This is a genomic window from Streptomyces aurantiacus (assembly GCF_001418335.1).
Classification (GTDB): domain Bacteria; phylum Actinomycetota; class Actinomycetes; order Streptomycetales; family Streptomycetaceae; genus Streptomyces; species Streptomyces aurantiacus.
Map to the genome: position 1 here is coordinate 1 of NZ_LIPP01000222.1, position 21767 is coordinate 21767.

Annotated in this window: 21 protein-coding genes; 5 read left to right on the forward strand and 16 right to left on the reverse strand. The window is 68.8% G+C overall.

The features are described 5' to 3' along the window. Positions 1 to 14 precede the first annotated feature (14 nt). From AOK01_RS26910 to AOK01_RS26965, 12 genes are all read right to left on the reverse strand, one after another. A complete protein-coding gene (locus AOK01_RS26910) occupies positions 15 to 2129 on the reverse strand; it encodes a hydantoinase/oxoprolinase family protein (protein WP_245702430.1) in 2115 nt (704 codons plus the stop codon). Beyond that, positions 2122 to 2946 carry an SDR family oxidoreductase gene (locus AOK01_RS26915; protein ID WP_190854736.1) on the reverse strand — a complete coding sequence of 275 codons (825 nt, stop codon included), beginning with the start codon at positions 2944 to 2946 and terminating at the stop codon, positions 2122 to 2124. The genes AOK01_RS26910 and AOK01_RS26915 overlap by 8 nt, the downstream gene beginning before the upstream one ends. 11 nt (positions 2947 to 2957) lie before the next feature. Then, a complete protein-coding gene (locus tag AOK01_RS26920; RefSeq protein WP_055516123.1) occupies positions 2958 to 4181 on the reverse strand; it encodes an NAD(P)/FAD-dependent oxidoreductase in 1224 nt (407 codons plus the stop codon). Then, positions 4181 to 4405: a ferredoxin gene (locus AOK01_RS26925; RefSeq protein ID WP_055516125.1), complete on the reverse strand. Its 225-nt coding sequence runs from the start codon at positions 4403 to 4405 to the stop codon at positions 4181 to 4183. Before AOK01_RS26925 ends, AOK01_RS26920 begins: the two co-directional genes overlap by 1 nt. After that, entirely contained in the window at positions 4402 to 4923 is a 522-nt protein-coding gene (locus AOK01_RS26930; RefSeq protein WP_190854729.1) for an aromatic-ring-hydroxylating dioxygenase subunit beta, read from the reverse strand. Before AOK01_RS26930 ends, AOK01_RS26925 begins: the two co-directional genes overlap by 4 nt. Further along, positions 4920 to 6353: an aromatic ring-hydroxylating oxygenase subunit alpha gene (locus tag AOK01_RS26935; protein WP_079103777.1), complete on the reverse strand. Its 1434-nt coding sequence runs from the start codon at positions 6351 to 6353 to the stop codon at positions 4920 to 4922. Before AOK01_RS26935 ends, AOK01_RS26930 begins: the two co-directional genes overlap by 4 nt. Next, on the reverse strand, positions 6350 to 8125 hold the full coding sequence (locus AOK01_RS26940) for a CocE/NonD family hydrolase (RefSeq protein ID WP_055516127.1): 1776 nt from the start codon (positions 8123 to 8125) through the stop codon (positions 6350 to 6352). Before AOK01_RS26940 ends, AOK01_RS26935 begins: the two co-directional genes overlap by 4 nt. Positions 8126 to 8137: 12 nt before the next feature. Continuing rightward, entirely contained in the window at positions 8138 to 9088 is a 951-nt protein-coding gene (locus tag AOK01_RS26945; protein WP_055516129.1) for a VOC family protein, read from the reverse strand. A gap of 115 nt (positions 9089 to 9203) precedes the next feature. Continuing rightward, entirely contained in the window at positions 9204 to 9857 is a 654-nt protein-coding gene (locus AOK01_RS26950) for an FMN-dependent NADH-azoreductase (protein WP_055516131.1), read from the reverse strand. Then, the gene (locus tag AOK01_RS26955) at positions 9854 to 10963 is read right to left on the reverse strand and encodes an LLM class flavin-dependent oxidoreductase (protein WP_063792870.1); all 1110 of its coding nucleotides are present in this window, start codon (positions 10961 to 10963) and stop codon (positions 9854 to 9856) included. Before AOK01_RS26955 ends, AOK01_RS26950 begins: the two co-directional genes overlap by 4 nt. A 65-nt stretch (positions 10964 to 11028) precedes the next feature. Then, entirely contained in the window at positions 11029 to 11661 is a 633-nt protein-coding gene (locus tag AOK01_RS26960) for an NAD(P)-dependent oxidoreductase (RefSeq protein WP_055516133.1), read from the reverse strand. 35 nt (positions 11662 to 11696) lie between these two features. Next, the gene (locus tag AOK01_RS26965) at positions 11697 to 12734 is read right to left on the reverse strand and encodes a zinc-binding dehydrogenase (protein WP_055516135.1); all 1038 of its coding nucleotides are present in this window, start codon (positions 12732 to 12734) and stop codon (positions 11697 to 11699) included. A gap of 350 nt (positions 12735 to 13084) precedes the next feature. On the opposite strand from AOK01_RS26965, the gene AOK01_RS26970 reads away from it, so the two are divergent. Next, a complete protein-coding gene (locus AOK01_RS26970; protein WP_055516137.1) occupies positions 13085 to 13582 on the forward strand; it encodes a MarR family winged helix-turn-helix transcriptional regulator in 498 nt (165 codons plus the stop codon). A 103-nt stretch (positions 13583 to 13685) separates the two neighbouring features. Here AOK01_RS26970 and AOK01_RS26975 read toward each other — a convergent pair whose 3' ends face one another. Next, positions 13686 to 14600 carry an alpha/beta hydrolase gene (locus tag AOK01_RS26975; RefSeq protein ID WP_055516139.1) on the reverse strand — a complete coding sequence of 305 codons (915 nt, stop codon included), beginning with the start codon at positions 14598 to 14600 and terminating at the stop codon, positions 13686 to 13688. 116 nt (positions 14601 to 14716) lie between these two features. Here AOK01_RS26975 and AOK01_RS26980 point away from each other — a divergent pair, with 116 nt between their 5' ends. The 3 genes from AOK01_RS26980 (at position 14717) to AOK01_RS26990 (ending at position 17071) form a co-directional block, all read left to right on the forward strand. Then, entirely contained in the window at positions 14717 to 15133 is a 417-nt protein-coding gene (locus tag AOK01_RS26980) for a MarR family winged helix-turn-helix transcriptional regulator (protein WP_055516141.1), read from the forward strand. Between the two features lie 213 nt (positions 15134 to 15346). Beyond that, a complete protein-coding gene (locus tag AOK01_RS26985) occupies positions 15347 to 15916 on the forward strand; it encodes an RNA polymerase sigma factor (RefSeq protein ID WP_079103780.1) in 570 nt (189 codons plus the stop codon). A 351-nt stretch (positions 15917 to 16267) separates the two neighbouring features. Beyond that, on the forward strand, positions 16268 to 17071 hold the full coding sequence (locus tag AOK01_RS26990; RefSeq protein ID WP_055516145.1) for an SDR family oxidoreductase: 804 nt from the start codon (positions 16268 to 16270) through the stop codon (positions 17069 to 17071). A gap of 139 nt (positions 17072 to 17210) precedes the next feature. Here the strand turns inward: AOK01_RS26990 and AOK01_RS26995 are convergent, their stop codons facing one another. Further along, complete coding sequence (locus tag AOK01_RS26995) at positions 17211 to 18713, reverse strand: family 43 glycosylhydrolase (RefSeq protein ID WP_063792871.1); 1503 nt, start codon at positions 18711 to 18713, stop codon at positions 17211 to 17213. Positions 18714 to 19068: 355 nt separating this feature from the next. Here AOK01_RS26995 and AOK01_RS27000 point away from each other — a divergent pair, with 355 nt between their 5' ends. Beyond that, positions 19069 to 19413 carry a hypothetical protein gene (locus AOK01_RS27000; RefSeq protein ID WP_055516147.1) on the forward strand — a complete coding sequence of 115 codons (345 nt, stop codon included), beginning with the start codon at positions 19069 to 19071 and terminating at the stop codon, positions 19411 to 19413. A 77-nt stretch (positions 19414 to 19490) separates the two neighbouring features. Here AOK01_RS27000 and AOK01_RS27005 read toward each other — a convergent pair whose 3' ends face one another. After that, on the reverse strand, positions 19491 to 20639 hold the full coding sequence (locus AOK01_RS27005) for an endonuclease/exonuclease/phosphatase family protein (protein ID WP_245702431.1): 1149 nt from the start codon (positions 20637 to 20639) through the stop codon (positions 19491 to 19493). Next, positions 20636 to 21763, reverse strand: a complete 1128-nt coding sequence (locus tag AOK01_RS27010) for a sensor histidine kinase (RefSeq protein WP_055516149.1) — start codon at positions 21761 to 21763, stop codon at positions 20636 to 20638. The genes AOK01_RS27005 and AOK01_RS27010 overlap by 4 nt, the downstream gene beginning before the upstream one ends. Positions 21764 to 21767 lie beyond the last annotated feature (4 nt).

Sequence of the window (21767 nt, forward strand, 5' to 3'; positions counted from 1 at the left end):
GGTCGGGGTCGGTGTCATCGGTTTCCCACCTCCACGTGGATCAGTCCCAGCTCGTCGGTGGAGGCCCTGCCGTCGGGGGGCACCACGACCACGCAGCCGGGCAACTCGATCAGGCACGGACCTTCGACAGCCTGTCCTCGGGCCGGCTGCTCGCAGGAGTACACGGCGGTCCGCTCGGGGCGGCCGGGGTCGTCGAACACGACGTCCCGGATCTCGACGAACTCGAAGCGGTCCTGGGCGGCGGTCGCGACGCCCGACTCCTGGCGGAGCGAGGCGATGGCGCGCACCGAGAGCAGTTCGAAGCCGGCCTCCCGGAAGCCGGCACCGGCGCCGTAGAGGCGCTCGTAGTCGGCCTCGAACCGGTGCAGCACGGCGTCGAGTTCCTCGGCCGTCGGTGTGTCCGCCACGCTCACGTCCAGGTGGTGGGCCTGGCCGTGGTAGCGGACCGCGACCGAGCAGTCCACCTGCGTGCCGTCGGTGGTGGGCATGGTGTCCAGTGCTCGTCTCCTGGTCTCGGCAAGGGCCTCGCCGAGCGTGGCCGCCGTCGACTCGTCGGGGCGGGTTTCCGGTAGCAGCCGGGTGTAGACGGCTCTGGCGGCGGTCGTGCGCAGGTCGCTCGTGCCCGCGCCGAACGCCGACTGCGCGGTCGCGGTGGCCGGTACGACGAAGCCGGTCAGCCCCAGTTCGCGGCAGAGGGCCCAGGCGTGGGACGGGCCGCTGCCACCGCCCGCGACCAGGGTGAACTCTCGCGGGTCGTGACCGCGCTCGATGGTGACCGAGCGGAGCAGGTCGGCCATCGCCGCGTCGAAGACGACGCGGACGGCCCGAGCCGCGGCCACGGCGTCGAGGCCGAGCGGTTCGCCGATCTGCTCGGCGATCGCGATTTTGGCCGCGTCCTTGTCGAGCCGGATGCCACCGCTGGAGAAGCGGTCGGGATCGAGCACACCGAGCACGAGGTCGGCGTCGGTCGTCGTGGGCCGGGTACCGCCCAGCCGGTAGCAGACCGGGCCCGGCCGGGCGCCGGCGCTCTGCGGACCGACCGACAGCACGCCGTCGCGTACGGTCGCGATGGACCCGCCGCCCGCGCCGATACTCGCGATGTCGACCCCGGGCACGCTCATGTCCGCGCCCCCGAAGGTCACGTCGTCCCGCAGCAGCGGCACTCCGCCGGTGATGACTCCGACGTCGAAGCTGGTCCCGCCGACGTCCATGGTGAGCACGTCGGAGACCCCCAGGTCGCGGCCCACGGCCTGGCCGGCGACGACGCCCGAGGCCGGGCCCGACAGCAGTGTGGTCACCGGTGTCCTGGCGGCGGTCCCGGCCGGTACGACGCCGCCCGCGCTGGTGGTCATCATGATCGGCGCCGTCATACCGAGATCGGCCATCCGGCCGGTCAGCTCACGCAGGTAGGCGCCTGCGATCGGGCCGAGCGCGGCGTTCGCGACCGTCGTCGAGGCCCGCGCGTACTCCCCCACGACCGGGGCGACCTCGTGCGAGACGCTGATGAACGCGTCGGGTGCCAGTTCGGCGAGGAGGTCGGCCACGGCCCGCTCGTGCCGCGGATTGGCGGTCGCCCACAGCAGGCAGACCCCGATCGCCTCCACTCCGCGGTCGACCAGTCCCGCGATCCCGTCCCGCACCGACCGCTCGTCGAGGGGGACGACGACCTCGCCGCGGGAGTCGACCCGCTCGGTGACCTCGACGACCAGGTCCCGCGGCACCAGCGGTCGGGTGCGGCCGCGCAGGTGGTAGTCGCCGAGTTCGAGCCCGCGCAGGCCCGCCGTGCCGCGGCGGAGCCGTCCGATCTCCAGCACATCGCCGAAGCCGGCTGTCGTGACGAGCGCGACCTTGGAGGCTCGACCGGTCAGCAGCGCGTTGAGGCCGACGGTCGTACCGTGCCCGAACCGGGTGACCTGACGGCACATGTCCTGTACCGGCATGTCCAGCCGGTCGGCCGCGGCACGGACGGCGTCGACGACTCCCGTCACCACGTCGGGGGTGGTGGGTGACTTGCATACCAGGGATTTCCCTGACGAGGTCCTGAGCCACAGGTCGGTGAAGGTTCCGCCGACGTCCGTTCCGATGGACCATCCCCCGCTCGACATCTTCTTGCCCCGGCTGTCAGACATGGTCGACCACGCCGGTCGCGGTCAGCACGGCCCGGTTCAGGACGCCCTGTTCGGCCAGGACGGTCGTGCCCGTCATGACCTTGTTGTGGCGCGAGGCGAGGAAGGCGTAGAGAGGCGCGTAGTCCTCCGGCGTCGGCAGCTCCTGGAGCGGGGCGAGTTGCTTGAAGGACTCGACGAAGGCGTCCTTGGGGATGTCGGACTGCTTCCAGCCCTGCATGCCGAGCGCCTTGGGGCCGCGTAGCTGACTGTTCGCGAACGCCGCCGGTGCGACCGAGTTGACCCGGACCCGGGGTGCGAACTCGAAGGCCAGCTGCTTGACCAGGCTGACGACCGCCCCCTTGGTGGCGGTGTAGAAGAGTCCTCCGCCGTCGGCCGCGTACGCGGCGACCGACGAGGTGAGCACCACCGCGCCGTCGTTCTCGTCCAGCACGTCGATGAACACACGGACCGGGAGTATGTAGCCCAGGACGTTGGTCCGGAACAGCTCGTCGAACAGCGCCGGGATGTTCTCGGTGGGGATCTGCTTCAGGGGTACGTTGCCGTCGAAGACGCCCTGCGCGCCGACGAGCGCGTCCAGCCGGCCGTAGCGTTCCAGCACCGCGCTGCGGCATGCGGTGAGATCGTCGAGACGGGTGACGTCACCCTGTACCAGGAGGACCTCGTCGCCGAACTCGGCTTTCAGTTCGGCGAGTTTCTCCTCGGCGATCTCCATGATCGCCAGTTGTGCTCCCTCGTTCCGGAAGTACCGGGCCAGCCCGAGGCCGAGGCCCGAGCCGCCACCCGTGATCAGTACGACGTGCCCGTCCAACATCTGCATGATTGTTTCCTTCAGTCGAGTGTGGCTGGTTCGGGTGACGGCGTCCGGGCCGCCCGGAATTCGGCCACCGTCCCGCCTGCGATGAGCCGGGTGCGAAACGCACGCTGGGATCGGTCGAAGCCGCACGAGGTCACGCCGTGGACCTCTGCGCCGCGGGTGTGCAGGACCACGAAGGTTCCGGTCCCTACGTCTCCCTCGATGACCACGTCCGTGTCGCCGGGCCGGCGTTCACCCAGCACCCGTACGACATGGCCGTACTGCTCGGTCCAGAACGAGCGCAGGTGCGGCAGTGGCTCGCTCCGCCGCCCGGCGGCGTTCATGCCGACCGTGCGGCCCTGCTGGACGGCGTTGGTCCAGTGGTCGAAGCGGCGTCGTCGGCCGGTGGCGGGGTCCTCGATGTTCGCCACTTCCCCGGCGACCCAGACCTGGGGCGCCGAGGTCCGGCCGAACGGGTCGCTCAGTACGCCGTGCCGCCGGGCGACGCCCGACCCCCGCAACCACGTGTCGGCGGGGTCGACGCCGACCCCGGCGAGAACCACCGACGCGCGCCGTTCGCTGTGGTCGTCCAGTACGAGCCGGTAGTCGCCGGAACGTCCGTGTACCGCGTCGACGTCGACGCCGTGGCTGGCTCTGACTCCACGGCTCTCGTGCAGGTCGCGCAGCCAGCGGCCGACCTCGTCCCCGACCTGGGCTTCCATCGGGACGCGGCTGCGGCCGAAGATCTCGACGTCGACGCCGCGCTGTCGCAGCGCCGCGGCCACCTCAAGTCCGATGAAGCCGGTCCCGACGATCGCCACCGGTTCGCCCGTGGCGGTGAGTTCCCGGATCCGGGTGAGGTCGTCCAGGTCGCGCAGCGCCGGAAGCGTTTCGCCTGCCGAGGTGAGCAGCGGACGCGGCCGGCTTCCGGTGGCGATCACCAGGACGTCGTACGGCACTGCCGCCCCGTTGTCCGTGACGACCAGGCGCCGGTCGATGTCCAGCCCCATGGCCCGGTGGCCCAGGTGCAGGTCGATGCGGCGTTCCGTGAGCTGTGCCTCGGTGCGCAGGGGAAGGGGTGTGCTCGGGGCCGCGCCGGAGAGGAGCCTCTTGGAGAGCATCGGCCGGTCGTAAGGGGGGTGGGTCTCCGCGCCCAGCACGGTGAGATCGCCCTCCCAGCCGCCGTCGCGCAGTCCGTCGGCCGCGGCGAGCCCCGCGGCCGATGCGCCGATGACCAGCGCGTGCGGGGCAGTGGGCATCACGAGCCCCGGGAGGTGAGAGAGATCGCCTGGGCGGGGCAGGCGAGGATCGCGTCCTGTACGTCGGCCCGGTCGTCGTCCTCGATCCGGTCCCGGATGACGGTCGCCACCGAGGAGGTGGGCGACAGATCGAACACCCCGTCGTGGAATCCGACGCACATGCCGTAGCCCTGACACCGGGCGGCGTCGACGACGACACGGTCACCGGAGGATTCGACGCTCACAGGATCACCGCCAGGTTGGGGGTGGTCAGGCTGGTCTCGGTGAGGACGACCTCCCGGGAGAGCAGCCGCACGCCGTCTCCGGTGAGCCGCAGTCGGTCGTTGCGACGGCACGGTATGAGGTCGTAGTGCGGGTCGATCCCCCGTTGGCGGTAGACGAGCAGCGCGCTGCTGACGTCGACCAGGTCCGGCTGAGGCGCACCGGTGACCTCGACGCTGCCGACGAGCCGCATGGTCCGCGAGGGCGGGACCTCGGAGTAGGCCAGTCCGGTCTGGCTGCGGTCGATCCGGGTGCGCAGGTGCGCCTTGGTGTCGCGCAGTCGGTAGGCGGAGCGGTCGATCTCGTCCGAGCGCGGCTGGGTGGCCTGCCGTATCGGGATCACGTAGAGGATGTCGTCGTCGAGCAGCTCGAACCACTCCTCCTCGCGGCCCTCGTCGAGCAGGCGCGCCTCTCGTGCGAGGAACTGGCTCGCCAGTGTCAGGAGTTGGTCGAGCCCGCCGGCGGTTTCGGTCGCGGTCACGACTGCACCTCCGCCGGTTCGACGCCCGTCGGTGCCGCGCCCGTCGGCTTCACGTCTGTCGGCTCCGGGCCCTTCATGACCTTGAGCCAGTGCCGGTAGAAGTTGAGCTGGTTGTGTTCTCCGTATCCGGTGAGGCGGTGCAGACCGGGGCCCTTCCAGTCCGGGTCGGGCGACTGGTCGATCTCCGACTTGTTGCCCTGTTGGTAGTGGAAGGACATCTCGGCCTTGCGCGCCCAGGGGCTGGCTCCGGCTCGGGCGATGCCCTCCCAGGCGACGGTGTCGTCCTGTTCGAAGATGCCGGCTGATCCGAACTGGAACTGGCCGGTGACGTAGTCCTCCAACGCGTCCTCGTCGCTCTGGAACTTCCACACGAACTGCCAGCTCCACAGCTCGATCTCGCCGGGACCGATCGGCTGCCACTGCCGGAAGCTGGTGAACGCCACGAGCGGACCGCCCGGGACCGTGGGTGAGAAGACCCGGATGAAGCTGAAGTTCGGGAAGATGTTGCCGACGGTCGGCGGCTCGTCCCGGACCACGCGCAGTTGCGTCTCATCGAGTTCGGAGAGGTCGAAGTGGTCCTTGACCCGCGGTGGGTAGCCCCACAGGACACCGTCGGGTCCGAGCACCTCGGTCCAGGCGTGGCCCATGAAGTTGTGCCCGTTCTCGAACTCGTAGCTGCGGCCCAGGTCCGCGGCTCCGTCGATGCCGTAGGCCATCCGCACCTGCTCGCCGCTGGCGTGGAGGTTGGGCACATGGTAGACATCGCCGGCGAAGTTCTCGGCCGCGCTCTTCCAGTTCGCCCGCACCTTGTAGCGGTCGGGCGGACCGGCCACCCGCATTCCGTCGGGGTGCAGTCCGACGATCAGGTCCAGCATCCAGCCGGCACCGCCCAGGTACTCGTCCAGCGGGGGCACGTCCTCGGACAGTGAGGCGAAGACGAACCCCTGGCGCGACTCGACTCGCGGTGCCTTGAGCAGGCTCCAGTCGGTGGGGTCGACCCGCTCCCCGTACGCACGCTGGAGCATCGGTGTGCCGACGAGCTCCCCGGTGTTGGAGTAGGTCCAGCCGTGGTACGGGCACTTGAAGAAGCGCGAGTTGCCGGCGTCCGTCTGGCACACCTGCGTGCCGCGGTGGCGGCAGTAGTTGGACAGGACGTTGATCCCGCCCTCGCCGTCGCGTGTGACGATCACGGGGTCCAGGCCGATGCGACGCTGGACGAAGTCACCGGACTTCGGGATCTCGGTCTCGTGCGCGACGAAGACCCATGTGTGGGTGAAGATGCGCTCCATCTCGCCCCGGAAGACATCCTCGTCGTTGAAGATCTCGACGGGGACGAGGTCGTCGGCCAATTGTTCTTCGACTCGTTCCAGCAGACCGGCCAGGCGTGCCGATCGGTCCCCGGCGGGAGGTGTGGGTGGGTGGTCGGTCATCGGGTCGGCCTCTCGTGATGTGTGGGCGGCGAGGAAGCGTTCGGGCTCGCGCTGTGCACGTTCGGTTCCTCTTTCCGGACGATGCGCGGCAGGGACAGGTACGCGTCCACGAACGGCCCCGTCGTCAGCGTCTGTTCGCCGTGGAACACGCCGGCCGGGCGATCGTCCGGGTGGTCGTGGCCGGTGAATCCCGGCCCGTGCTCGGTGCGCGCGAAGTCACTGCCCCGCAGCGTGAGTTCGAGCCGGGAGCCGGCCGGCAGATGGAGGCCGGCAGGCCAGATCTCGACCGTGAGGTCGTAGTCCTGGCCCGGAACGAGTGGTTCGCGCACCGCGTGGGTGTGGAAGGGCTGGAGGAACCCGGACCGCTCCGGGTCCACCTGGCGGTGGGAGGCGCGGAGCCAGCCGAGCGAAACCGGTGAGTCCGGGCCGCTCGCCGCGTAGAAGGTGGCCTCGTCGCCGTCGGGGCGGTAGGCACGGAGGACTGCGAAGATGTCGGCATCCTCGGTGGAGCAGGCCAGGCGCAGGGTCAGCGAGATCGGTCCGGCGAACTCCAACGGCTCGGCGAGGGGCGCGGTGCTGAAGACCGCGGAGCCCGCCGGCGCGGCGTACGTGGCCTGTCCTGTCGCAGTCGGCCTGTCCGCGCTCAGGGCCATCGAGGTGCAGTCCAGGTGCAGCCGGTGTTCCTCGGTCCCCGGAAGCGGCCACTGCGTCGCCTCGACCAGTTCGTGCACGCCGTCGTCGATGTCGCGCAGCACGATTTGTACAGGTGACTCGTCGGTCCAGGCCGTGTCATCGCCTTTGAGGTAGCGGTCGAAGAACCGGCGCTGGGTGTCGACGTTCTCGGGATGGTAGAAGGCCAGGAAGTAGGAGCCACGCTGGATGCGCAGCCATTTCTCCGGCGAGGCGATGCCGGTGAACCCGAGGAGTGTGCCCCGCAGGTGGACTTGGAGACCGCCCCAGTTCGCCCCGACGAGGGTCGGAATGTCGATCTTCTGGAGTTCGGCGCTGCGGGCTCGGTACCAGTCGTCCTCCAGCGGGTGGTCGAGTATGTCCTGGATGTAGTCGACCCGGTCGGCGGCCAGTTGGTCCGGCGGGAGCTCGGGGCCGGTGTTGCGTCGGCCGGTGAAGTAGTCGACGTAACGCGACGCGCCGTTGCCGTGCTGGTTGGTGTGGACCGACTCCCACCAGAACTCCACGAACCCGCCGCTGAAGATGCCCCCTTGCCGGGTGCGGTCGCGGTAGAAGTCGCTGGTCCCCTGCCAGGGCTGGAGCGCGGCCAGGTGGGGCGGACGTTGCTGCGCGATCATCCACTGGCCGGCGGCGTAGTAGGAGATGCCGAGCAGTCCCACCTTGCCGTTGCTCCAGGGCGCGGTCCCCGCCCACTCGACCGCGTCGTAGGCGTCCATGAACTCCTGCGGAGAGTTGGGCTGCAGGCGTCCGGGTGACTTGCCGGCGCCACGCGAGTCGACTCTCACCACGGCGTACCCCAGCCCGGTCCAGACCTCCGGGTCGGGCGTCTCGAAGACCATGTGCCGCAGGGAGGACTGGCTGGTGATCTCCGGGTGCCCGTCGAGCAGCTCGGCGTACAACTCAGGCCAGAAACTGCTGAAGTGCACGTCCTTGCCGTACGGGCTGTAGTTGACGATGACCGGCGACCGCTCCGCGTCCCGGGGCCGGAAGACGTTGGCCACCACATGACCCCCGTCCCGCAGCGGGATGGTCACGTCCTTCTCGATGATCATGTGGTCCTCGACGAGTCGAGTGACGGCCATGATGCTCACCTCTCAGACCGGCGGCGCGACGAACAGGCCCTTGTCGGGGTCGTTGAAGGACTTGGCGGCGACGAACTCGTTGACGGGATTGGCGGTGCCCCACTGGTCGGTGACGGCCGGGTCGCTCATGTGCATGACCGAGGGATGCCAGGTGTCCTCGTCCACGTTCTCAAGCTCGGTCGTGTACTCGACGGTGTTGCCTGCCTTGTCGAGGAAGTAGCTGAAGGTGTTGTCACCGGCCTTGTGGCGGCCGGGCCCCCAGATCTTCTCGATGTCGTTGCGCAGCATGCGGCCGGTGCCGCGCAGGTACTCGTCGATGCCACGCATCTCGAAGGAGATGTGGTGCAGCGCGACATGCGGGCCACGGGCGATCGCCACGCTGTGGTGCTGCGGATTGCAGCGCAGGAACCACATGAAGTCGCCCCGGCCGGGCAGGTGCAGGGTGTCGGAGAGCCGGAACTGCAGATGGCGGCCGTACCAGGCGACGGTGGCCTCGGGGCTCGGCGAGTTGAGCACCACGTGCGAGAGCCGGACGGGGATGGACTCGCGCTCCTCTATGACGCGGTGTGCGCGTACGGCCACATCTGCCGAGACCTCGACCACCCGGCCGTCGATGTCGAAGAACCGGACACCGTACCCACCGCCGGCGGTGTCCAGCACGCGTGGCTCGTGGACCAACCGCACACCGTCGCGGACGAGTTGGCTGCTGAGCAGGTCGACGTCCGCCGGGGTGGCGGCGCCGAAGGACACCAGGTCGAGCCGCTTCATCGGGTCCTTCCGCAGCCGGACCACGTACTGCTCCGGGGAACCCTCGGCGGCCAGGAAGTGGATACCGGAGTCACTGGCCACCTCGGTCAGGCCCCACAGGTCGCGGTAGAACGCGAGTTGGGTGTCCAGTTCCGGCATCGCGATGTCCACATGCCGCAAATGGGTGATCAGGTATTTCGTCGCCGGTGGGTTCATCTGCCCTCTCCAATTCGACACAAGCAATGACATTCGAAGCGACACATCGACAGGACCGAGGTGTGACCGTTCAGCCCGTTCGACTGCGGGAGTTCCCCGTGCTCATGGCTCAGGCTCAGGCCACGCGCGCCGAGGCGATCCGCTCGACGAGGGACTGACCGTGCTCCCGGGCGATGCGCTCGGACTCCGCGCGCATTCCCGCCGCGACCTTCTTGAACTCGTCGAGGGCGGGGTTCACCCCGACGAGGGTGAAGTCCGCTTCGGTGACGGTGAGGTCGAGGCCCCAGACGTCCGCGAGAACGCGCCGCATCCAGGGTGTGGCGTGGTCCCAGCCGGCGCGCGGCGTACCGGCTCGGTAGTTGCCGCCTCGGACGGTCACCAGTTCCGCCGGCTTTCCGCGCAGCATCTCGGTGCCCGGACCCATGCGTGGGTCGGCGATGACCAGGTCGACGTAGGTCTTGAAGTGCTGGGCGACGCCGAAGTTGTACAGCGGTACGGCGAAGAGCAGCGCGTCGGCCGAGGCCAGCTCGTCGACGAGCTCGGCAGCCAGCGCGACCGCGGCGCGCTGTTCGTCGGTCCGCGACTCGGCGGGTGTGTACGCGGCGTCGCACGCGGCAGCCCAGTACGTGGCCGGGATCGGCTCGGCACCGACGTGGCGTCGGATCACCTGGCCGCCGTCCTTGGTCCACTGCTGCTCGACGATGTCGGCGATGGCGCCGCTGTGGGAGTTCTCGGCGCGGAAGCTCGCGTCCAGACGGAACAGGTTCATGTCGTTGTCCTTCGATTCGATTGGGTTGATATGGGTCGGAGGCGTCCGTTGCGTGGAACGTCGTGGGTGGTGATGCCGGCCGTCGAGTGAACCAGTGGCTTCACCTTGCGACCGAGGAGCTCAATGGCGTTGTGCATGCTCTCGGGCGCCATGATCGCGTTGGTCATCTGCATCGTGAACCGAGCGAGGCCGCCGACCGCCTCCGCCAGCCTGACGATCTTGCCGGCCACGGTTTCGGGGCTGCCGACGAAGAACGCGCCGTCCGCACCACACTCCGCGTCGTACCGTGCCCGGGTCGGCTCGGGCATGCCCCGCTCACGTCCGGTCGTCGACATGGTGCGGTGGTAGCCGGGCCAGAAGTCGTCAGCGGCCTGCTGATCCGTGTCTCCTACGAAGCCGAAACAGTGAATGCCCACTTGCAGGCTCTCGGAGGGGTGGCCGGCTCGCGCGCCCGCTTCCCGGTAGAGGTCGATGAGCGGCAGGTACCTTCTCGGATCACCACCGATGATGCCGACCATGAGGGGCAGGCCGAGCGACCCGGCCCGTGCGAACGACGACGGTGTGCCGCCGACTCCGATCCACATCGGCAGCCGCTCCTGTACCGGCCGCGGGTAGACGCCCTGTCCCGTCAGTGGGGCACGATGCCTGCCCGACCAGTGCGGGTGTGGGTCCTCACGCAGCTGCAGGATGAGCCCCAGCTTCTCCTCGAAGAGCGAGTCGTAGTCGGCGAGATCGAGCCCGAAGAGCGGGAACGCCTCCGTGAACGAGCCGCGCCCCAGCACCATCTCGACGCGCCCGCCGGAGATCAGGTCCACGGTCGCGAACTGCTCGAAGAGCCGCACCGGGTCATCCGCGCTGAGCACGGTGACCGCGGTACGCAACCGGATCTGCTCCGTGAGCGCTGCCGCCGCGGACAGGATGACCACGGGGGCCGAATCGAGGAAGTGCCGGTGATGGTGTTCGCCGATGCCGAAGGTGTCGACGCCCGACCGGTCCGCCGTGACCACCTCGGCCAGGAACTGCTTCATGCGGACGTCACTCGGCACGGTCTTCCCAGTACGCGGGTCCATGACCTGCGAGACGAAGTTGTCGATGCCTATCTCCACAGATTTTCCTCTGTCTGGGCCGGCCGGTCGGTGGTTCGCCGGCCGACGGTTCGGCAGCGCACGGTTCAGTAGCCGACGGTGAGCCAGCCGCGGTGGACGGTCGGGGTGTCGATCTCGTCGGCGAAGGCGATGGAGTAGTCGTCGACGCCGATCCGCGACCGGCCGTTCTCGTCGCTGACCTGAGCGGTCGTACTCCTGCGGTACTGGCCGGTGCGCACGCCCCGCACATGCGAGCCGAACTCGCCGGCCGCGGCGAGGTAGAACCAGCTCAGCGTGCCGGGAGTGTCTCCCAGCAGGTCGAGTGTCTGCTGGTGGGCGCTCACCCGGTCGGCGAGCCAGTCAGGGAACCCCTCGGTGTCGGCGTGCCGGGGGCCGCCCGGGGTGACCGGCAGAACGGCCGAACTGCCCACGAGTCCGAGACGGGCACCGATCGCATCGGCGGCCGTGGCAAGAACGCGGGTGCCGGCCGGGAGTCCGCCGCCGACGAGGGGCGACAGCGCCGACACGATGATGTCGGCTCCTGCTGTCGCCTCCGCGACCACTGCCGGATCGTGAACGCTGCCCGCGATGGTACGAATCCGGGGCGCGAGTTGCGGGTCAGGGTGCCGTGCGACCGCGGTGACCGTGTGCGCGCGATCTGCGAGCTCGCGCGCCAGGACATGGCCCACAAAGCCGGTGCCGAACAGAGATATCTTCACGGTGTGCTCCCAGAGGTCGGACCGAGGTGGCGGGTTCAGGAGCCTGGCCGCACGAGGATCTTGCAGTGCTCCTCGGGCTCCGAGAGCTGCTCGAAGGCCCATGGCACGTCCTTGAGGCCGACTTCCGCTGTGATCAGCGGGGCCACATCCAACTCGCCGTCGGCGATCTGGCGAAGGGTCTCGGCGAACTCGTCGGGGGTGTACGCCTGGACGAACCGGAACTCGGCCTCCTTGGCGATGCCGAAGTAGGGCGTGATGCGGTCCGGCTCCATCGCCGCCCCGACGACAACGACCCGTGTGCCCATCGGTGTCCGCTGAAGGATGCTGTCGAGCATTCCGGGGACCCCGACGGCCTCGAAGACGACGGGGGTTCCCGTGCCGGTCCGCTGCCAGACGTCGAAGATGTCGTCCGTCGCCGGGTCGACGACCTCGTCCGCTCCCATGAGCCGGCCGAGCTTGCGGCGGGCAGGTGAGAAGTCGGAGGCGATGACGGGAGAGATGCCTGCGGCGGACAGTTCCGCGACGACCGCCAGCCCCGCGGGGCCGCAGCCGATGACGATCGCTCCGACGCCCGCTGCGATGTCTGCCTTGGTGACGGCGTGCAGGCCGACCGCCATCGGCTCCGCGAGAGCGGCGAGGCGAGGCTCAAGACCGTTGGGGACGGGCAGGAGAAGCGGCGCGCTGAGAAGCATCCGCTCGGCGTACCCGCCTGGCTCCGTGTTCGAGTAGAGGTGGGGTTCCATGCCCCGTGCGCTCATCAGCGCCGGAACGGAAGTGACCGGGGTACCGGGGGCGGGCGCCTCGGTACGGGGTCCGGCAGAGATGACTTCCGCCGTGAACTCGTGCCCCATGAACACGTCCTGGCTCAGGTCGAGGCCATCGGTCAGGCTCGGGGCGCCCACCATGCGGCCGGCGAGATCGACCATCGTGGCGCTGTGGGTGGCGAAGTGCAGGTCACCACCGCAGACACCGCACGCGGTGACCTGGACAAGAACCTGGCCCTCGCCGGGTACAGGCTCGGGAACGTCGTCGCGGTACACCATCGCTCCGCGCCGAAGTACAGAAGCACGCATCGGAGATCCTCTCGCCGCCATGGATCGATTTACTTAAAGCTACGAGTATTTTACTTCAGGCGTCAAGTGAAGTTACTTCTTACGTGAAGTAATCGCAGCCTCTCGGACGAGGACGGGGCGACAGCGGACGGGCGACAGCGGAGGCACAGCGCGGCACTGGGACGTCTTGCGCACCGTCGAAGGCGCAGCGCCGGACATTAACTTCACGCGTCAAGTTAAGGTGGTCCTCGGAACAAGCAGTCCTCGGACGAGAAGAGGGCAACGATGAGGACGACACTGCCGACGCATGTGATCGAAGCGACACCGGACCGGCGGGCCCGATCCGGTGACACAGCGAGGACCAGGTGCTGATGACTGAGACAGGTGAGCCGCGGTGGCTCGACGAGGACGAGCAAGCCGCCTGGCTGGCACTGACGTCGGTGTTCCTCACGCTCCCCGGAGCGCTGGACGCCCAACTGCAGTCCGATTCGGGGATGTCCTTCTACGAGTACATGGTCTTGTCCATGCTCAGCCATGCTCCCGAAGAGACTCTTCGGCTGCGCGATCTGGCCGCTCTCACCAACGGTTCGCTGTCCCGGGCCTCGCAGGTGGCCACCCGGCTGGAGAACCGCGGCTGGTTGAAACGCTGGCCGGACCCGGCCGACGGCCGCACCACTCTGGCCTCTCTCTCGGAGGCCGGGCGGGAAAGCCTGGTGAAGGCGGCCCCGGGCCACGTCGAAACAGTCCGGCAGCTCGTGCTTGACCCGTTGACGAAAGCCCAGGTCCGCCAGCTCCGGGACGTCAGCCTGCGCATCCGGAAGGCCGTCGAGCCAGGCGACCGACCCATCTTCGGAGCCCACGGCAGCTGATTGCCAAGCCCCGGTCCGGCAGCTCGAACCCGAGCCGAGGGCGGGTGGAGCTTCTTCGGCTGCCCGCTCGTAGCTGCCTCGCAGGTTCGCCGGGTTGGACGAGTTACAGGTTGTTCGAGTAGAAGTCGGCGAGCCGGTCGACTGCGGCATCGACATACCGAGGCTCGTCGTACAGCTCGTAGTGGCCGGCGCCGGCGATGACCAACAGGTCGACCGGGTTGGGCGCCAGCTTCCACAGCCGCATACCGGACTCGTAGGAACCGGTGTTGCCGATGCGGCCGGCGAGAACGACCTGCAGCGGCTGGGTCATGAGTTGGTCGACCAGGTGGTACGCGTCGTAGCCCAGCAGCAGCGAGTCGCCGCGCGAGAGGCGGCGGTTCGTCGAGTGTTCGTTCCAGCCCCGCTCTGTGCGGTAGTAGGTGATCGCCTGGGTCGTGTCGATGTCGGTCAGTCCGGCTGCCGCGGCTTCCTCCAAGGTGTCGGGCAGCCAGTTCGCGCGGGCCGGCTCACCGGAGCGGGACTCCTCGATACGCGCGCTGGCCATGGTGTCGAGTGCGGCCACCACGCCGTCGGGCTGGAAGCCGCGGAACGACGTGCCCATGTTGCCGGGGACGACCGTGCCGACGGCCTTGATGCGGTGATCCGTGCGGGCGGTGTGCACCGCGTAGCCGCCGCCGGCGCAGATGCCGAGGACACCGATGCGCTCCGGGTCGATGCCGGGGGTCGTGCCGAGCGCGTCGATCGCGTAGGAGATGTCCTCACCACGGCGGTAGGGATCTTCGAGGTCGCGGGGTTCACCGCCGCTCTGGCCTTGGTGGGCGGGGTCGAACACGAGCGCCGCGATGCCGCGGGCAGCGAGGCGGGACGCGTAGTTCGCGCCTATCTGCTCCTTCACGCTGCTGCCGGGCGTGGAGAGCACCACGGCGCGCACGGGTGCCGCGTCGTCGACGCTGTCCGATAGGTAGAGGTCGGCTGCGAGATCGATCGGCCCGCGCGGGATCGTGATGTGCTGAAGCATGCGGTGGCGCCTTCTCTGCGAGGATTAGTTCCATAACCGTTCAGTACCAGACCTGTACTGGTACAGTTTCAAACTAATTCAGAACCGTACCACCTTGGGTGGATGGAGGGACTCGCGTGGCGAATGACGGGGCACAGCTGTGGACGCTGAACCAGCGTCTGCTGAGCGTCGTGCTGGATGCCTGCAGCACCGAACTGGCCGAGCTCGGGCTGGAGACGAAGGAGTTCTTCGTGCTTGCCGAGGTGGAGGCGTCGCCGTACCCGGCCGAACTCGCGGCGGCGCTGATGATCCCCAAAGCGAGCGTGACGGTCTACGTCCGCAACCTCGTCGCCAAGGCATTCATGCGGCGCGAGATCGACGACGAGGACCTGCGGCGGCATCGGCTCGTACTGACCGCCGAGGGCGAGGCGGCGCGGGACCGTGCGCTCTCAGCGCTCGCGGCGGAGTTCGACCGCAGGCTGGCGAGGATCTCCTCCCGGGACCGCAGCGAGCTGCAGCGCATCCTGCTGGAGATGCTCAAGTCCCCGGGCTGAGGCCGTGTTTCCGCGGAGTCACGGCGGAATGCGAATCCTTTTCCCAGCCGGCTCCTCTTATGGACATGCGGGCCTCAAGGTCGGCACGTCGAGGGAGGTTCCCATGATCGTAGCAATGGTCGCCGTCGTGGTCGCGGCTGTGCTGGTGTGTGGTTGCGTGCTGTTCCTGCGTAGGAGGGCAGGTTCGCGTGGCTAGGGCCCTTCTGATGGANNATCCATCAGAAGGGCCCTAGTTCCGCGAGGTCCTCGTGGCCGGGGGACGAACTCGTTGCCGCGGCCCAGAACGGAGACGAGGCCTCGATCGCCGCGTTGGTCTCCGGTGCGCATCCTCATGTGCGGCGCTTCGCGTTCACGCTCTGTGCGAGCAGCCAGGACGCAGAGGACGCGGCACAGGAAGCCATGATCGTTCTGTTTCGGAAGATCGGAACGCTACGGGCGGCGGGAGCCCTCGCCTCATGGATGTTCCAGATCGTGCGCCACGAATGTCTGCGTCGAGCGCGAGCCATGGTGCATCGCCACGAACCGAGTCCCGAGGTGGTCATTCCCTCGGCCGAGGATGACGTACTGGGCAAGCTGGAGATCGAGCGGGTGACGGCGGCCATCGCGTCGTTGCCCGCCGACCAGCGCCGGGTGCTGATCATGCGTGACGTCCAGGGCCTGCCGGGAGGTGCTGTGGCCAGGTCCCTCGGGCTCAGCACCACCGCGATGAAGTCCCGACTGCACCGTGCCCGCGCCGCCGTGCGCGCCGGCCTGAACCGTCAGAACGGGAGCACACCCGAATGAACACTCCGGTCGTGCCGAGCGAGAGGTCGTTCGCCAGTAGGTCCGTGCCCGCTCACCTGGTGAGGGGAATCATCGGTTTCGGGCTGCTCGCCGGATCGGTCGCGTTGGTTCCCGTCGTCGGCCTGTTCGGCTTGCTGCTGGCGCCCGGAGGTGCCGTGGCGCTACGCGGCTGTCCCGCCTGCTGGGCGATCGAGCTGGCACAGACGATCTCACGCGGGCGCCTGAGCAGGGCCTGTGCCGATGATCGCTGTCGGCCGACCCTGCGGCACGCCCGCCCACCCCTGTCGTCTGCCGCGGCGTCGCAGGAAAAGCCATTGACGCCCCGGTGCCGTTCGTGAACCATTCCTGACCGTGACGCCGAACATCGATCATGGCCGGCCCGCCCACGGGCAGGGCGCTCCGGGCGACCGTCCGCTCGCGCTGATCACCGGCGTGGGCCGTACCGTCGGTATCGGTGCCGGCGTCGCCCGTCGGCTGGCCGCATCGGGCTGGGACATCGCGTTTACCTACTGGGCCCCCTACGACGACCGTATGAGCTGGGGCAGCGAGCCCGGCGCGACCGAGGCGATCAGCCGCGCACTCGCCGAACACGGTGTGTCCGTCACCGCGATCGAGGGGGATCTCGCCGACCCCGACACCTCGGCACGCGTCTTCGAGCAGGTCGAAGAACGGATGGGCGGTGTCACCGCGCTTGTGATGTGCCACTGCGAATCCGTCGACTCCGGGCTGTTGGACACCACCGTCGAGAGTTTCGACCGGCACTTCGCCGTCAACGCGCGCGCCACCTGGCTGCTCATCCGCGAGTTCGGACGCCGCTTCGCCGCAGAACGGGGAACCGGCCGGATCATCAGCCTCACCAGTGATCACACCGTCGGCAACCTGCCCTATGGGGCGAGCAAGGGAGCCCTGGACCGCATCACGCTGGCCGCCGCCCGCGAACTCGGGCACCTCGGCGTGACCGCCAACGTGATCAATCCCGGGCCGGTCGACACCGGCTGGATGCCCGAGGAGGTCCGGGAGCACTGCGTCCGCGGCACGCCGCTCGGTCGGCTGGGCACTCCGCAGGACACCGCGCACCTGGTGGACTTCCTGTGCTCCAGGGAAGGCGAGTGGATCAACGGTCAGCTACTGATGAGCAACGGTGGGTTCGCGTAGGCGCCAAGTCCGGTACACCGGCGCCTACGCTCGGTCACACCCAACAGGCCTCATTTGCACGGGAGTTCACGTTCAGGTCGACCGCCGGCTCGCCGACATTCCTGTCCGCGTCAGGGTCCCGCGCGTCACCGGACGCCGCTCACCCGGCAGGCGCGATGGCCACGTTGTCGAAGGAGGCCGCGGTGTCGAAGACCCGGACGCCGTTCGCCCCGCTGCGGTAAGTGCCGTCGCTGACGGAGATCTTGGGCGTCGTCATGTCGTCGACGAACACCTTGATCGAAGAACCGACTGCGGTGACACGCATGCGGTGGGCCGAGTTGGAGCCGACGGCCGTGCGGGCGGTCGCCAGTTCGGTCCAGGAGCCGTTCGCCCGGCCGAGGACCACCTTGCCGCTCGGACTGATGCCCGCGTAGTAACCCGAGTAGCTGTCCCAACCGACCGCCGGGCTGCTCACTCTGAACGTCAGGCCCGCGTCCCCGCCACCCGAGGTGACGGTGACGTCGGCGTCGTAGGTGAAGTCGGCGAAGTCGGTGTCGAGCAGCGCCTTGCCGCCCAGACCGCGCCCCACCCGGTACTGTCCGCCGCCGGCCGACCACGTCCCGCCGTACGTCTTCCAGCCCAGCGCGTTGTTGTCGGCGAAGTTGTCCTTCACCTGCATCGCGATACGCCTGATGGTGCCGTCAGGGTTGAAGTACATGCGGTCGTAGGCCAGTTGGCGGTGGTTGCCGTCACTCTCACTGAGCGGACGGCGGTGGTAGACGATGTACCAGGTGTCGGTGCCCGGAACGTTGACGACGGAGTTGTGGCCGGAGCCCTTGGCTACCGCGGGGTCCTGGGCGAGCACTTTGTCGATCTTCGTGAAGGGGCCGGTCGGCGAGTCGGCCATGGCGTACGACACCGAGTAGTCGGGGCCGGTCCAGCCGCCCTCCGACCACATGAAGTAGTACTTGCCGTTGCGCTTGAACATGTAGGAGCCCTCGGTGTAGTTCTCCGGGGTGATCTCCTTGTAGGTGGATCCGTCGTCGAACGTGCCCAGACTGGTCATGTCCGGGTTGAGCTTGACGACGTTGGAGTGGTGCCAGCCCCCGTAGTACATGTACGCCTGGCCGTCGTCGTCGATGAACACGTCCTGGTCGATCGGCTGGGCTCCGTTGTGGAACTGCGAGATCAACGGCTTGCCGAGGGCGTCCTTGTAAGGGCCCTCCGGACGGTCGGCGACTGCCACGCCGATGCCGCCCAGCTGGGAGTTGTTCTGGATGTCGTTCGCGGCGAAGTACAGGTAGTACTTGCCGCCTCGCTCGACCGGCGCCGGGGCCCACACCGCGTACTTGGCCCAGGAGACGTCCGCCGCCTTCAGGATGTTGCTGTGCTTGGTCCAGTGGACCAGGTCGGTCGAGGAGAACGCGTCGAGGTAGGTCTGCTCCGCGTAGGCCTTGGACGCCGTGGGGTAGACCCAGTACTTGCCGTCGTAGACCGCGATGTCGGGGTCCGCGTACCAGCCGTCGACGAAGGGGTTGCCGGCCTCGGAGGTCGAGTACTCGGGCGCCGCGACGGCGGTGGTAGGCGAGAACATCGCCACGAGACCGCCGACGAGCAGCGTGGCTAAGGACTTGGCGACGAACCCGGTGGATCGGACAGTCACAAGAACCTCCGTGGGGTGAGACCAGTGGCAGACAACTGCAGACAACTTGCAGAACTTGCAGACAACGTTGTCCAGAACTCGGTACCTGAGAAGCCGTTCATGAATCGCTGCAAGCAGGTGTTTACATCGTTGCAAGGAAGCTGTAAAGCCTTTACGCGCAAGCCGTCCAGCGCCGGGCCGCAGCCACGCAGCAGGTCGGCGGCCTCGGCCACTGCGGCGTGTCCCGCGGTGCCGGGGAAGTGCGGCACGTTCACGGCCAGCCGTATGGCACCCGCGTATCCCGCTCAGCGGTGACATCACCTATCACGAGGGGTGGAACGCCAGCGGCATCGAACTCACCCCAGACCGCCGCGCGTTGCTGGTCGCCCAGTCCAACACTGGCCGACTCCACCGGGTCGACCCGACCAGCGGCGTCGCAACACAGGTCCGCCTCGGAGGCAAGACCCTCATCGGCGCTGACGGAATACTCCTCATCGGCCGGACTCTGTACGTGGTGCAGGGAGGAACCAACGTCCTGTCCGTGGTGCGGCTCAACGCGACCGGCACCACCGGCCGCCTGATGGAACAACGCACCGACCCCCGCTTCGACCTACCGACGAGCGTCGCTCGTTTCGGCAATCGCCTCTACCTGCCCAACGCCCGCGTCGGCATCCCGTCCCCGGAGACCGCACCGTACGACGTCGTCGCTCTGCCGCTCTGACCCCTCCGGACCTGCGGACCGCACTCCGGGCCACCGCTCAGCGCCCGCCTCCGGCGGCGGGCGACCTGTCGCGCGGTTCACCAACTGATTCCCGCCGCCACCGGCAAGTGGTCGCTGCCGGTGGACGGCAGCACCCAGGAACTCTCGGGTTCCACTCCCCTGACCAGGATCTGGTCGATCCGCGCCATCGGGAACGACGCCGGCCAGCTGAAGCCGAAACCGGCGCCGGCCTCTTCGTGGGCCGAGTGCAGCTGCGAGGTGAGGCCGTCGAGCGCGCGGTCGTCCGTGGTGCCGTTCATGTCGCCGAGCACCACCACCCGCTCGTTCCGCTCGGCGGCGACGGCTTCGGCCAGCGCGACCGCGCCGAAGTCGCGCGAGTCCGTCCAGAAGCCGTCCCTGGGAACCACCCGCACGGACCCCAGGTGCGCCACATACACCGCCAGCGGCCCATGGGCCGTGGCCACCGTGGTACGCAGCGCCCGGGGCGGGTCCGCCGAGACGTCGACCGGTCGGGTCTTCGCCAGCGGCCCGACCATGCCGCGCACGACGTCGACCGGCCGGGTGCCCGACAGCGGCAGCTTGCTCCACAGCCCGACCGTGCCCTGCACCGTGTGGTACGGGTATGCCTTCGCCAGCTCCTTCCCGTACGTGACCGTGGCCTGCGGAGTCATCTCCTCCAGCGCCAGCAGGTCCGCCCCGGCGGCGGCCAGCTCGCGCGCGGTGCCGGCCGGGTCGGGGTTCTCGGCGCCGACGTTGTGGCTGACCACGGTGAGGTCGCCACTCGACCGGGACTTGTCGAAGAGCAGCCCGCCGAAGAGGCTCAGCCACGCCACGGCCGGCAGCAGCAGCGCGAGCACAGCGGAGGCGGAGCGGCGCCACAGCGCCCCGGCCAGCAGCACCGGGACGAACAGGCCGAACCACGGGAGGAACGTCTCCACCAGGCTGCCGAGGCCACCCCGGTCCGTGAGCCGCGCGTGCAGCAGCATGAGCAGCCCGAGGAGCAGCGCCGACGCCGCGAGTACCAGGCCGCGTTTCCACGGACCCGGCCGGGAGAGGAGCCGGATCGCCCGGCGGATCACTCGACGGATACGCGCGCGCCAGGCCTTCAGGCTGGTTTCCCCGCGACCGCCGCCCTGCCCGGCCTCCGCCGTGTCCAGGGTCTTGGCGCGCTCCTCGACGTCGGCCTGTTGCCGCGCGTCCGGAACTTCTCGTAGTGCTTCACTCACTGCTCAGACGTCCTATCGGTGGAACGTGCCGGTGTGGCGGGCAATCGAACGGCGATGCGGAGTCCGCCCGCAGCGCGAGGGGTGAGGGTGAGGGAGCCGTCGTGTACCTCGGTGATCCGCTCGACGATGGCCAGGCCGAGGCCGACCCCCGCGTGGTCGCGGCGAACGCGTTCGGTGCCGCGCTGGAACGGCTCGGTGAAGGTCGAGGCCGACTGCGGGGAGAGCTTCTCGCCGCTGTTCTCGACCGTCAGCACCACGGTCTCGGGGCCGACGGCGGTCTCGACCCGCACCGTGCCCTTCTCGGGCAGGTTGTGCACGATCGCGTTGTGCACGAGGTTGGTCGTCAGTTGCAGCAGGAGAGCCGCCGAACCGAAAGCCGGGGCGACGTCACCGGAGGTCTCGACGGTGACACCGCGCTTCTCGGCGAGCGGGAGCAGCGTCTCGGTGGCCTCTTCCACGAGCAGGGACAGGTCGACCGGTGTGCGGGTGAAGGACCTCTGGTCGGCGCGGCTGAGGACGAGCAGCGCCTCGGTGAGGTCGATCGCCCGGGTGTTGACCACGTGCAGGCGGTCGAGGATGTCGCCGAGGTCCTGTGTCGGATCGTTGCGGGCCACGTCGAGCAGCGCCTGCGAGATCGCCAGCGGGGTGCGCAGTTCGTGGGAGGCGTTGGCCGCGAATCTCCGCTGTTCGGCGACGTGCGCTTCGAGCCGGGTGAGCATCGCGTCGAAGGCGTCGGCGAGTTCGCGGAACTCGTCCTTGCGCCCCGGCAGCCGGATCCGGTGGGCGAGTGATCCGCTCGTGGCCATGCGCGTGGCGTCCGCGATGCGGGTCAGCGGGGCAAGCATGCGGCCGGCGAGGAGCCACCCTCCCAGGAGACCGAAGACCAGCAGGAACGCCAGTACCGCGGCCGCCCTCGGGGCGAAAACGTCCAGGAGGGCGGACCGGATGGGGAAAACACCGTTCGCCGGCCTGTCGTCGGGGTTGATGAGCATCGCGCGATCGGGGACGTAGCGCAGGAGGAACACCCACACCGCCGCGAGCAGCAGGATGCCGGCGATCATGAGGAATCCGGCGTAGCTGAGGGTGAGCTTGAAGCGAACGCTCAGCCCAGGCGTCCTGTCCACCGAC

Bases quoted from the DNA above. Each gene is read 5' to 3' on its own strand.
- AOK01_RS26950 (WP_055516131.1), bottom strand. From the start codon at position 9,857: ATGAACCTGTTCCGTCTGGACGCGAGCTTCCGCGCCGAGAACTCCCAC.
- AOK01_RS26975 (WP_055516139.1), bottom strand. From the start codon at position 14,600: ATGCTTCAGCACATCACGATCCCGCGCGGGCCGATCGATCTCGCAGCC.
- AOK01_RS26935 (WP_079103777.1), bottom strand. From the start codon at position 6,353: ATGACCGACCACCCACCCACACCTCCCGCCGGGGACCGATCGGCACGC.
- AOK01_RS26970 (WP_055516137.1), top strand. From the start codon at position 13,085: ATGACTGAGACAGGTGAGCCGCGGTGGCTCGACGAGGACGAGCAAGCC.
- AOK01_RS26940 (WP_055516127.1), bottom strand. From the start codon at position 8,125: ATGGCCGTCACTCGACTCGTCGAGGACCACATGATCATCGAGAAGGAC.
- AOK01_RS26920 (WP_055516123.1), bottom strand. From the start codon at position 4,181: ATGCCCACTGCCCCGCACGCGCTGGTCATCGGCGCATCGGCCGCGGGG.
- AOK01_RS26965 (WP_055516135.1), bottom strand. From the start codon at position 12,734: ATGCGTGCTTCTGTACTTCGGCGCGGAGCGATGGTGTACCGCGACGAC.
- AOK01_RS26915 (WP_190854736.1), bottom strand. From the start codon at position 2,946: ATGCAGATGTTGGACGGGCACGTCGTACTGATCACGGGTGGCGGCTCG.
- AOK01_RS26945 (WP_055516129.1), bottom strand. From the start codon at position 9,088: ATGAACCCACCGGCGACGAAATACCTGATCACCCATTTGCGGCATGTG.
- AOK01_RS26910 (WP_245702430.1), bottom strand. From the start codon at position 2,129: ATGTCTGACAGCCGGGGCAAGAAGATGTCGAGCGGGGGATGGTCCATC.